Origin of the sequence: Roseburia sp. OF03-24 (assembly GCF_003463035.1) — a bacterium.
Taxonomy (GTDB): domain Bacteria; phylum Bacillota; class Clostridia; order Lachnospirales; family Lachnospiraceae; genus Roseburia; species Roseburia rectibacter.
In genome coordinates, this window is the sequence record NZ_QSCK01000016.1 from 41371 (window position 1) to 54448 (window position 13078).

The 13078-nt window shown below is 41.7% G+C and carries 9 protein-coding genes; 7 read left to right on the plus strand and 2 right to left on the minus strand.

What is annotated here, in order from left to right:
• The first annotated feature begins 91 nt into the window (after window positions 1-91).
• From DXA60_RS09805 to DXA60_RS09835, 7 genes are all read left to right on the plus strand, one after another.
• Complete coding sequence (locus DXA60_RS09805; protein WP_117921071.1) at window positions 92-631, plus strand: ECF transporter S component; 540 nt, start codon at window positions 92-94, stop codon at window positions 629-631.
• Between the two features lie 189 nt (window positions 632-820).
• Window positions 821-1885, plus strand: coding sequence for a branched-chain amino acid aminotransferase (locus tag DXA60_RS09810; RefSeq protein WP_117921072.1), 1065 nt, complete (start codon window positions 821-823; stop codon window positions 1883-1885).
• A 176-nt stretch (window positions 1886-2061) separates the two neighbouring features.
• On the plus strand, window positions 2062-3579 hold the full coding sequence (locus DXA60_RS09815; protein WP_117921105.1) for a carboxypeptidase M32: 1518 nt from the start codon (window positions 2062-2064) through the stop codon (window positions 3577-3579).
• A 79-nt stretch (window positions 3580-3658) separates the two neighbouring features.
• Window positions 3659-4318: an HAD family hydrolase gene (locus DXA60_RS09820; RefSeq protein WP_117921073.1), complete on the plus strand. Its 660-nt coding sequence runs from the start codon at window positions 3659-3661 to the stop codon at window positions 4316-4318.
• A gap of 66 nt (window positions 4319-4384) precedes the next feature.
• A complete protein-coding gene (locus tag DXA60_RS09825) occupies window positions 4385-5368 on the plus strand; it encodes a DHH family phosphoesterase (RefSeq protein WP_117921074.1) in 984 nt (327 codons plus the stop codon).
• A 469-nt stretch (window positions 5369-5837) separates the two neighbouring features.
• On the plus strand, window positions 5838-9029 hold the full coding sequence (ileS, locus tag DXA60_RS09830) for an isoleucine--tRNA ligase (protein ID WP_117921075.1): 3192 nt from the start codon (window positions 5838-5840) through the stop codon (window positions 9027-9029).
• Entirely contained in the window at window positions 9030-11489 is a 2460-nt protein-coding gene (locus DXA60_RS09835; protein ID WP_117921076.1) for a glycogen/starch/alpha-glucan phosphorylase, read from the plus strand.
• Between the two features lie 125 nt (window positions 11490-11614).
• Here the strand turns inward: DXA60_RS09835 and DXA60_RS09840 are convergent, their stop codons facing one another.
• Both DXA60_RS09840 and DXA60_RS09845 read right to left on the minus strand, forming a co-directional pair.
• Entirely contained in the window at window positions 11615-11908 is a 294-nt protein-coding gene (locus DXA60_RS09840; RefSeq protein ID WP_243006834.1) for a DUF4870 domain-containing protein, read from the minus strand.
• A gap of 288 nt (window positions 11909-12196) precedes the next feature.
• Window positions 12197-12799: a Type 1 glutamine amidotransferase-like domain-containing protein gene (locus DXA60_RS09845; RefSeq protein WP_007888235.1), complete on the minus strand. Its 603-nt coding sequence runs from the start codon at window positions 12797-12799 to the stop codon at window positions 12197-12199.
• Window positions 12800-13078 lie beyond the last annotated feature (279 nt).

A 13078-nucleotide genomic window follows, 5' to 3' on the forward strand; every position in this document is an offset into this window, starting at 1 on the left:
AGAAAAATAGGGCTGTTCAAAAATTGACTTTTTATAAGTGTTGTACTATGATGGTTGCGAAAATTACACAGGAAAAAGGAGCAGAGGATTTATGAAAATCACAACGAAACAAATTACAACAACAGCAGTCTTACTGGCGATTTGTATCGTGAGCCAGTTCTTTAAAAACACAAGCGTCTATATCACGGGACCGATCATTAATGCATGTCTTATCATTGCCGCATTAGGTGCAGGAATGGCATGCGGGATCATTCTCTCAGTGATCACGCCGGTTACTTCATTTCTGATCACGGGAAGTCCTGTCATGTCAGCAATTCCGGCGATCATCCCATGTGTTATGATCGGAAATATGATTCTCGTGGTTGCCGTCAGTCTGCTTGCAAAGAAGATCAAGGGCAATGCAGGACTGATCGCAGGTATGGCAGCAGGCAGTATCGCAAAAGCATTATTTATGGGAATCGTGATCGCATTGATCTTAATCCCTTCCTTGCTCCCGGAAGCAATGGTACCTAAAATGGCAGTATTCCAGACAACATTTTCCGTGACGCAGCTTATCACAGCAGCAATCGGAAGCGTATTCGCATTTATCATCTGGATTCCTTTAAAAAAAGTAATCGCAGGGCAGAACTGAGTGTGAGCCATCATTTAACAGGTGCCTTATTTTGATCACAAATAGTATAACGCATGCTTATGAATGATAAACAATATTATGAATTTAAGTGATAGCGAATATAAGACTTTGGAATAATCTTGACACTCAAAAAAGAAAGTATCATAATGATGGTCAGAAAAAAACGATAGAGAGTCGGAGGCAAATGTTATGGATATCAGATTTGAAAAAAGAGAACATTTAAAGGAGAAACCGGATCAGAAACATCTTGGATTCGGAAAATATATGACAGACTATATGTTTGTTATGGACTGGACAAAAGAAGATGGATGGAAAGATGCAAGAATCGTTCCGGAAGGACCGATCACAATGGATCCTGCATGTGTAACGTTACACTATGCACAGGAAACATTTGAGGGCATGAAAGCATACCGTACCGCAGAGGGTAAGATCCAGTTATTCCGTCCGGAGATGAACGCAAAGAGAATGATCAATTCCAATGCAAGACTCTGCATGCCGGAGTTCCCGGTTGATATGTTTGTGGAAGCAGTAAAAGCGCTGGTAAAAGTTGAAGAGGACTGGGTTCCGTCAGAACCTGAGACATCTCTTTACATCCGTCCATTTATGTTTGCAACAGAAGCCGCACTTGGTGTACATATGGCATCTGCTTATAAGTTTATGATTATCTGCTGCCCGGTTGGCGCATATTATGCAGAGGGAATCAACCCGGTTAAGATCTTAGTCGAGGACGAGCTGGTTCGTGCCGTAAAAGGTGGTACCGGATTTACAAAATGCGGTGGTAACTACGCAGGTTCCATTTTAGGACAGGTCAAAGCAGAGAAAATGGGATATTCCCAGGTACTCTGGTTAGACGGCGAGCATCGTAAGTATGTAGAGGAAGTTGGAACCATGAACATCATGTTCAAGATCGCTGGCGAGATCTACACAGCACCGATTGAGGGAACTGTTCTTCCGGGTGTAACAAGAGATTCCATGATCCATCTGTTAAGAGACTGGGGTTATAAAGTAAATGAGACCAGACTTTCCGTAGACGATCTGATGAAAGCCGGACATGACGGCACACTTGAGGAAGTATTTGGAACAGGTACCGCAGCAGTTATCTCTCCTGTCGGAGAACTCCGCTACAAAGATGATGTTGTAACGATCAACGATTTCAAGATCGGAGAGCTGACACAGAAATTATATGATACCTTAACCGGAATCCAGTGGGGCAAACTGCCTGATAAATACGGCTGGACAGTAGAGGTAAAATAAACAATATTGTCTGGTCACGATTGAAAAAACACCATGGACATGCACAATGACATGTCTGTGGTGTTTTTTGGTTATACTAAAAATAAGTGACAGGTCACATGTCCTGTGTTAATATGGAACAGAAAGAACGGCATGCCGTATGTGGAAATGGCATCGTTCTGAAAATGGAGGACTACATGAGTAAAACATTAGAAGAATTCGAGCAGTATCTCGATAAAATGAAAAAATATGAACATATTAATACACTTTTGTACTGGGACATGAGAACATGTGCACCAAAACTGGGACAGGCAGGACATATTGATGCGCTGACCTATTTTTCAACGGAAAGTTTTGCGATGTCTACTTCGGATGAACTTTATGGAATGTTGGAAAAATTAAAGAAGCCGGAAGAATTTGAACAGTTATCGGATAAGATGAAGTTTATCGTGACACGCATGCAGCGTGATATGGAAAAAGACAGACGGATTCCAAAAGACCGCTATGAAGTGATGGTGCGTGAGCAGGCAGAGTCCGGAAATGCCTGGGAAGAGGCAAAGAATGCATCTGATTTTTCTATTTTTGCACCACATTTAGAAAAAATGATCGCACTTACCAGAGAAATGGCAGGTTATACGGATCCTGGCAAAGAAGTTTATGATGTATTGTTAGATAAATATGAAGAGGGAATGGATTCTGCAACGATTGATCGTCTGTTTGGTGAACTAAAGGAAGCACTGATTCCGCTTGTGAAAAAAATACTTGCCGCAAAACAGCCGGATGATGCAAAGTTCCATGTTTATTTTGATCCGGATGACCAGAGAAAAGTACAGGATCTTTTACTTTCCTACATTGGATTTTCCAAAGATGCCGGTTCAGTGGGAGAGACAGAGCACCCATTCACACTGAATTTTTCATCAAAAGATGTCCGTGTGACCAATCATTATTACGAGCATGATCCGATCTCAGCAATGTTTTCTGCAATTCATGAGGGTGGTCATGCGATTTTTGAACAGAATGTCAATCCGGAATATGACAATACGGTAGCCGGAAGCTGTCATTACATGGGCGTTCATGAAAGCCAGTCCCGTTTTTATGAGAATATTTTAGGTCGCAATAAGAACTTCTGGATTCCGGTTTATGGGAAAGTGCAGGAGCTGATGCCGCAGATGAAGGACATTTCGCTGGATGAGTTTTACCATGAGATCAATCATGTCAGAAACAGCCTGATCCGTACCGAGGCAGATGAGGTGACCTATTGCTTCCATATTATATTGCGCTATGAAATGGAAAAGGCAATCTTCCGTGAGAATATTCCGGTTGGGAATCTGCCGGAATTGTGGAATCAGAAAATGAAAGAATACTTAGATATCACCCCGGCGAATGATGCAGAGGGAATCTTGCAGGATATGCACTGGTCAGACGGCTCATTCGGTTATTTTCCAAGTTATCTTTTGGGAAGCATCTATGATGGAATGTATTTAGAGGAGCTTGAAAAAGAATTAGGACCGGTGGATGAGATCTTAAAAGATGGCAGAATTTTACAGATCACAAAATGGCTGAACAAAAAAATTCACTGGTATGGCAGTACACGTACACCGAAAGAAGTGATCGCAAATGTGTGCGGCAAAGAAGTATCAGCAGAGCCGCTGGTGCGTTATTTTGAAAAAAAATATACCGACATATATAATTTAGATCATTTAATGGAAAAATAAGACCGGTAAATTAATTTGCAGTTAAAACGCAGATCAGATTGAAAGATCGGATTTTTCACAGACAGGAATGGAGATTGCTATGAAAAAACAGGGAATTATTTTTGACATGGACGGTACACTCTGGGATTCCGCAGCCAATGTGGCAGAATCCTGGAACGAAGCGATCCGTCAGGATGGAAGGATAAATAAGGTACTCACGGAAGCAGATATCAAGGGCGTTATGGGAAAAACCATGGATGTGATCGCAAAGCTGTTATTCCCGGAACTTTCCGAAGCAGAGCAGGAATCTCTTTTAGCAGAGTGCTGCAGGATAGAAAATGATTATTTAAGAGAGCACGGTGGTGTGCTTTACCTGGATCTTGAGGATACTTTCAAAGAATTAAAAAAGAATTATGAACTCTATATTGTAAGTAATTGTCAGAAAGGTTACATTGAGGCATTTTTAGATCACTATCATTTCTGGGATTATTTTTCAGATATTGAATGTTATGGCAATAATCTTTTACAGAAAGGTGATAATATCAGACTTCTGGCAGACCGGAATCATTTAGAGGAAGCGGTCTATGTGGGTGATATCCAGGGAGATTATGAGGCAAGCAAAAAGGCGGGAGTCGGATTTATACATGCTGCATATGGTTTTGGAAGTGTTCCGGAAGCACAGCATAAGATTCTGACATTTTCAGAACTTGTGACAAAAAAGGTGGCAGAAAAATATTTTGCAGAGAAGAACAGGGACTGAATCATGTTTATGAAAAATAATGCTGTCAAAAAGATTACGGATGAGTGGTAAAGGAAATAGTACAGTATGACAAAGCTAGAAGAATTGTTAAAACAGATCAACCGAAAACACGTATATATCCAGACACATAATTTCCCGGATCCGGATGCGATCGCAAGTGCGCTTGGCATACAGGAGTTATTAAAGCACAATGGTATTACTTCGACGATCTGTTACAAAGGAAAAATCGACCGTTACAGCACAGATAAACTGCGGGAACTGATGAACATTGAGCTTCTGAATGTGGAAGATCTTGGAGCGATCCTGACGGAAGAAGATGAAGTGATCCTTGTAGATGCACAGAAAGGCAACTCCAATATCATAGATATTACGGGGGATGAGATCATCTGCATTGACCATCATCCCGAAAATGAAAAGTTTTCATACCGGTTTAAGGACATCCGTCCGGGGGTGGGTGCCTGTGCAACGATCGTAGCGCAGTATTTCTTTGAGAATGAGATCCCGATGGATAGAAGGATTGCGACGACTCTGACATACGGTATAAGGATCGACACCAACAATTTGAGCCGTGGGGTATCAAAACTTGATATTGAGATGCTCTACCGGATGTTTGATGAATGTGATTATGAGGTCATTCATATGTTAGAAAACAGTAATCTTTGTTTTGATGACCTGATGGCATATTCCAGCGCCATTTCAAGCATTGAGGTTTATGATGATATCAGCTTCTGTAATACAGGGAAAGATTGTCCGGTGATCGCAAATATATCCGATTTCATGCTTGCTTTAAAAGAAGTGTCATTTTCCGTTGTGTATTCGAGAAAGTCAGACGGGATCAAACTTTCCGTGCGCAGTGAAAAGAGTATGCTCGATGCAGGAAAGATCGTGGCAGAGGCACTGAAGGGAATTGGCAATGGCGGCGGTCACGCATCGATGGCAGGAGGATTTGTGCCATGTACGGGCAGTGACATGGATGTCAAACTGTTAGAGGCACAGATGAAAGAGAGGTTTCTGGCAGTGATCGCGGATGTCAAAAAGCGTGCGGTATAAAAGTATCTGGACTCTTGACATTCTTACTTTCCGAGTCTATACTAAAAACTAGATTTTTGGCAAAAGGCAATGACGAAGACAGTAGTTCATCAGAAAAAGTAACAGAGAGCCGGAGCAGGTGGAAACCGGTGCGAGTATCTGCTGAATGAAGATCACTTCCAAGCTGCAGTCTGAAATGATCCCGGCAGGTTGAGATAAGGACTTTTCGAGGCAGAGTAAGCGCTGACGCATTTCCTGCGTTACAGGGAACATGTATCCGGATTTTACCGTGTACATTTGTATATCAGGTGGTATAACGAAGAAATCAAGCCCTCGTCCTATATACAGGACGAGGGCTTTTTTCATTCACAGGATTTCCTGTGAATGAAAAATGATACGCACCTCGTGGAGAAGAAGTTAGCTGTAAACAGCACCACTCGGGCGCGAAAGAGTCGCAAACGACTCTTTATTTAAGTAATGGAGGTTAGCAATGTATAAGAAAGTTGATGCGAATCTGAATTTCGTAGACAGAGAAAAACAGATCGAAAAGTTCTGGAATGACAACGACATCTTTAAAAAGAGCATGGAACACCGCAAGGAAGGAGAGACGTACACCTTTTATGACGGACCGCCAACTGCAAACGGCAAACCGCACATCGGACATGTGGAGACCCGTACGATCAAAGATATGATCCCGAGATACCAGACCATGAAAGGAAAATTCGTTCCGCGTAAAGCCGGCTGGGATACACATGGACTCCCGGTAGAACTTGAGGTAGAAAAACTCCTTGGTTTAAATGGAAAAGAGCAGATCGAAGAATACGGTATGGAGCCTTTCATCAAAAAATGTAAGGAATCCGTATGGAAATACAAAGGTATGTGGGAAGATTTCTCAAAGACCGTTGGTTTCTGGGCTGATATGGACAATCCGTACGTTACCTATGACGACAATTTCATTGAGTCCGAATGGTGGGCATTAAAAGAAATCTGGAATAAAAACCTTTTATATAAAGGATTCAAGATCGTTCCTTACTGCCCGCGCTGTGGTACACCGTTATCTTCCCAGGAAGTTGCGCAGGGATATAAGACGGTCAAAGAGCGCTCTGCAGTTGCACGTTTTAAAGTAATCGGAGAGGATGCATATTTCCTTGCATGGACAACAACTCCTTGGACACTGCCGTCTAACGTCGCACTCTGTGTGAACCCGGAAGAGACTTACTGCAAAGTAAAAGCGGTTGACGGATATACCTATTATATGGCAGAGGCACTGCTTGACACGGTTCTTGGCAAACTGCTTGATAAGGATGCAGCAGAGGGAACAAAGGCATATGAGGTATTAGAGACTTACAAGGGAAGCGATTTAGAGTACAAAGAGTATGAGCCTTTATTTGACTGTGCAAAAGAGATCATCGAAAAACAGCACAAAAAAGCGCATTACATCGTATGTGATACCTATGTAACCATGACAGATGGTACCGGTATCGTTCATATCGCACCTGCATTCGGTGAAGATGATGCCGCTGTCGGAAGAAAATATGACCTTCCATTTGTACAGCTTGTAGATGGAAAAGGTGAGCTTACAAAAGAAACACCATATGCCGGTATTTTTGTAAAGAAAGCCGATCCTATGGTATTAAAAGATCTCGATGAAAAAGGATTATTATTTGATGCGCCGAAGTTTGAACATGAATATCCACACTGCTGGAGATGCGACACACCACTGATCTACTACGCAAGAGAATCCTGGTTCATCAAGATGACTGCAGTCAAAGATGACCTGATCCGCAACAATAACACCGTAAACTGGATTCCGGAGTCCATTGGAAAAGGACGTTTTGGTGACTGGCTTGAGAATATCCAGGACTGGGGTATTTCCCGTAACCGTTACTGGGGAACACCACTTCCGGTATGGGAGTGTGAGTGTGGTCATCAGGAGTGTATCGGAAGCCGCGCAGAACTCGCGGAGAGAAGCGGTAATCCAAATGATGCCAAAGTAGAACTTCATCGTCCGTATATCGATGCAGTTACATTCAAATGTCCGGATTGTGGAAAAGAAATGCATCGTGTACCGGAAGTAATCGACTGCTGGTTCGATTCCGGAGCAATGCCATTTGCACAGCATCACTATCCATTTGAGAACAAAGATGTATTTGAAAAACAGTTCCCGGCGAAGTTTATCTCTGAGGCAGTTGACCAGACAAGAGGATGGTTCTACTCCCTGATGGCAGAATCTACACTGTTATTTAACAAAGCGCCTTACGAGAACGTTATCGTTCTTGGCCATGTACAGGATGAGAACGGACAGAAGATGAGTAAGTCCAAAGGAAATGCAGTAGATCCGTTTGATGCATTAGAGACTTATGGCGCAGATGCGATCCGCTGGTATTTCTATACAAGCAGTGCACCGTGGATCCCGAAACGTTTCAGCGGTAAGCTGGTACAGGAAGGACAGCGCAAATTCATGGGTACTCTGTGGAATACTTATGCATTTTTTGTACTGTATGCAAATATTGACCAGTTTGATGCGACGAAATATACTTTAGATTATGAGAAATTATCCGTTATGGATAAATGGCTGTTATCCAAACTGAATTCTGCGATCAAAGGAACAGATGAGAACCTTGCAAATTACCGCATCCCGGAGGCAGCAAAGGTACTCGATGAGTTCGTGGATGACATGAGTAACTGGTATGTCAGAAGAAGCCGTGACCGTTTCTGGGCAAAGGGCATGGAGCAGGATAAGATCAATGCTTACATGACACTTTATACTGCACTTGTTGAGATCTGTAAGGCAGCAGCTCCTATGATCCCATTCATGACAGAGGAGATTTATCAGAATCTGGTGCGTTCCATCAATACAGAGGCACCGGAGAGTATCCATCTGTGCGATTTCCCGGCAGTCAATGAAAGCTGGATCGACAAAGATTTAGAGAAAAATATGGATGAGGTCTTAAAGATCGTTGTTATGGGTCGTGCGTGCCGTAACTCTGCAAATATCAAGAATCGTCAGCCAATCGGAAATATGTATGTCAAAGCACCGAATGTACTGCCAGAATATTTTGTGGAGATCATCGAGGATGAGTTAAATGTGAAGAAAGTAAACTTCACAGAGGATGTCAGTGCATATACAAGCTATACTTTCAAACCACAGCTTCGTACTGTCGGACCGAAATATGGCAAGTTCTTAGGACAGATCCAGAAAGCACTTGCAGAGTTAGACGGAAATAAGGCAATGGCAGAATTAAAGGCAAACGGCGTTCTTGCACTGCCTTCTGTCAGTGATGATGTAAAACTTTCCGAGGAAGACCTTCTGATCACGATGACACAGATGGAAGGTTATGTGACGGAAGGAGATAATACGGTAACAGTTGTGCTTGATACGAACCTGACACTTGAACTGGTAGAGGAAGGATTTGTCCGTGAGCTGATCAGCAAGATCCAGACCATGCGTAAGGAAGCCGGATTTGAGGTTATGGATAAAATTTCCATTTACTATCATGCAGATGAAAAAGTAGCCGACATCTTTAATAAGTACGAAAATGACATCATGGGTGATGTTTTAGGTACTGAAGTTGTAGCAGAAGCTGATTCTTTTGACTCCGGAGAAAACGGAATTTACTGCAAGGAATGGAACATCAATGGGGAAAAAGTATTGCTTGGAGTCAAAAAAGGAGAAAACTAGATGAAGGAAAATGTTTTCAACAAAGAAGCGTTTATTGAGGATGTAAAAGAAAATGTAAAGAATCTTTACCGCAAAACGTTAGATGAGGCGTCACAACAGGAGATTTTTCAGGCAGTTTCCTACACGGTAAAAGATGTCATTATTGATGACTGGCTTGCCACACAGAAAGCGTTTGACAAACAGGATCCAAAGATGGTTTACTACATGTCCATGGAGTTTTTAATGGGTCGTGCGCTTGGCAACAACATGATCAATTTAAAAATGTACAAAGAGGTCAAAGAGGCACTTGAGGAGATCGGTCTGAACTTAGATGAGATCGAGGATCAGGAGCCGGATCCGGCACTTGGAAATGGCGGACTCGGACGTCTTGCAGCCTGCTTTATGGAGTCACTGGCAACACTTGGATACGCAGCTTACGGCTGCGGTATCCGTTACCGTTACGGAATGTTCAAACAGAAGATCAAAGACGGTTTTCAGGTGGAAGTGCCGGATAACTGGTTAAAGAATGGATATCCGTTTGAACTTCGCCGTCCGGAGTATTCCTATGAAGTTAAATTCGGCGGTTATGTCCGTGCAGAAGTGACAGAAGAGGGGAAAACACGTTTTATACAGGAAAATTACCAGTCTGTTTTAGCGGTACCGTATGATATGCCGATCGTAGGTTATGGCAATCATGTGGTAGATACCTTAATGATCTGGGATGCAGAGCCGATGGAGTGCTTTGAGTTAGACTCTTTTGATAAAGGTGATTACCACAAGGCAGTAGAGCAGGAAAATCTTGCCCGCAACTTAGTGGAAGTACTTTATCCGAATGATAATCATATCGCAGGAAAAGAGCTTCGTTTAAAACAGCAGTATTTCTTTGTATCTGCAAGTGTACAGCGTGCGCTGGCACGTTACAAAAAACATCATGATGATATCCACAAACTGCCGGAGAAAGTGACATTCCAGTTAAATGATACACATCCGACTGTTGCAGTGGCAGAACTTATGCGTATTTTACTTGACGAAGAAGGATTAAGCTGGGATGAGGCATGGGAGATCACAACAAAGACCTGTGCATACACCAACCACACGATCATGGCTGAGGCACTTGAAAAATGGCCGATCGAGATATTCTCAAGGCTGCTTCCGCGTATCTATCAGATCGTTGAGGAGATTAACCGCAGATTTATTTTACAGATCCAGGCGGAGTTCCCTGGCGATAACGGCAAGGTTGCACGCATGGCGATCGTTTATGATGGTCAGGTGAAGATGGCACATCTTGCAATCGCAGCAGGATATTCCGTAAACGGTGTGGCAAAACTCCACACAGAGATTTTAAAGAATGAGCAGCTTCATGATTTTTATGAGTTATTCCCGCAGAAGTTCAACAACAAGACAAACGGAATCACACAGCGCCGCTTCTTAATGCATGGTGATCCATTGCTTGCAGACTGGGTAAGTGAGCATATCGGAAATGACTGGATCACAAATCTTGCCCATATTGAAAAGCTGGCGATTTATGCAACTGATAAGAAAGCACAGCAGGAGTTCATGAACATCAAATATCAGAACAAGCTGCGCCTTGCAAAATATATCAAAGAGCACAATGGCATTGAAGTAGATCCGCGTTCCATCTTTGATGTGCAGGTAAAACGTCTGCATGAATACAAACGTCAGTTACTGAATATTTTACATGTCATGTATCTGTATAACGAATTAAAAGAGCACCCGGATATGGATTTCTATCCGAGAACATTTATTTTTGGCGCAAAAGCAGCAGCAGGCTATAAGAATGCCAAACTTACAATCAAGCTGATCAACAATGTTGCAGATGTCATCAACAATGACAGAAGCATTAATGGCAAGATCAAAGTTGTATTTATTGAAGACTACCGTGTATCGATCGCAGAGTGGATCTTTGCGGCAGCAGATGTCAGTGAGCAGATTTCTACAGCCAGCAAAGAGGCATCCGGAACCGGTAACATGAAATTCATGTTAAACGGTGCGCTGACGCTCGGAACGATGGATGGTGCCAATGTTGAGATCGTAGAGGAAGTCGGCAAAGAAAATGCCTTTATTTTCGGTATGAGTTCCGATGAAGTCATTGCGCATGAAAGAAACCGTGACTATGATCCAATGCAGATCTTCAACAGTGATCAGGATATCCGTAAGGTACTGATGCAGCTCATCAATGGATTTTATTCACCGAATGATCCTGAGTTATTCCGTGACCTGTACAATTCACTGCTCAATACACAGTGTACACAGTTTGCAGATACCTATTTCATCTTAAAGGATTTCCGTTCCTATGCAGATGCACAGAAACGCGTCATGGAAGCATACAAAGATGAAGAAGGTTGGGCAAAGAGTGCAATCTTAAATATCGCACATGCCGGTAAATTCTCCTCTGACCGTACAATCCAGGAGTATGTGGATGATATCTGGCACTTAGACAAAATTACCGTAGAGGTATAAGAAAATCGTATAAGATAGCAGACTGCCTGTTTTAGCAGGCAGGTCTGTGCACAGAAAAAGAAACCCGGCTTTGGGGTCATGTACCTTAAAGCCGGGTTTTTACATAATAATGTTTTTTTAATATCTTAGTTTAAAATCTTAATACTTCCTAAAAGTGGAAGCTCTTTTTCTTCATCTTTGCAGGCATATACTAATCCCATGATCCAGAAAATAAAGAATACAATGGAGAAAATGCCGCTGACAGCCCATCCACAGATCGGAATGCGCGAAATAATAATGCTGTTGATCAGTGATGCAAGGTATAACACCAGTGACTGGTTTAAATGAAATTTTGCACCCTCTTTGTCACCGGCGCAGAATGCAATCAGCCAGCCGATAAGCGTGATGTAGGAAACGATTCCTGTTGTTTTCTTGTCCATAAGTAAACCTCCTCGAAAATTTAATAACATTCGTATTGTAACACTCTTATCAGTGAAATGCAAAAAAATATCTCCCTTTTTACAAAAGTGTGTCTGATGCATACTAACTCATAATTATACGAAACACCACACTTTTATTCATTTTCTATTTATTTCCGGCTAATGGGTATTCATTTTTACTCTAAGTTATCATGCAATTTATTAGAATGGAATTTTTGAAAGAGCCAGCACCTTGAATGGGCTGACTCTTTCAATGTCACTTGTAATTGACAAACTGGAATTTTCAAATTAGTCTTTGCAAATAACCTTTGAATCTTCACCATCAATTACAATTCCCTGACGGTTGTTAATTGGGCATAGATTCAAATCCGAAAACTCAGTCATTATTTTCTCGGTAACTTTCTTAAATGGTGCTGTAAGATAATGCGGAAGAACATAGAAATCAATCAAATCAATCCCTGCATCATCTTCTTGTGAGTAGTCCTCCGGCTTTTCATCCATTTGCTCGATATATTGGATGCTTGGAGCGCATATAATTGCGCCTGCCGACTCGCCGATCATCAATTTTCCATTTGCCAATTCCTTTTTCAGCAGTCCATCAGTTCCCGTTTTACGGAGCTGGTCCATAAGAAAGAAAGAATTTCCGCCGGTAAAATATATCACATCTGCTTCTTCAAAAACAGACTGTATCGTTGAATAAGCCTCCGTTGAAATATCAATTTCAGTTACGATCGCTCCCAACTTTTTGAATAATTTTCGAGCCGAGCCGACATAACCGGTGTAGCCTTCACGCAGTGAAGCTGTTGGAATAAATGCGACTTTCTTATTTTCAATTTCTTCCTTTATCAGACTTCCTACACTTGAAAAGTGCGAACATAAAAATAATTTCATCAATATTCTCCTTTATAAATTTTGATTTGTATAACAGTAGTCTAACACACGTTGTTTAAAAATACTACAGCCAAGCCAATGTCTGTAATTTGCCCTAAAATTTCATTTTATGGAATTTGGACTACTTGATTTTCTAATTGCATACGCAATTCGTGAAATGTATAATTATACTGTTGATACATCAGACACACAAATGTAAATAGGGACAAAAATATAGAGAAAAAAAGAGAATTTTGCAAAAATAAGGAAAATATAAAGAGAATCTTTCAAAAATCTTTA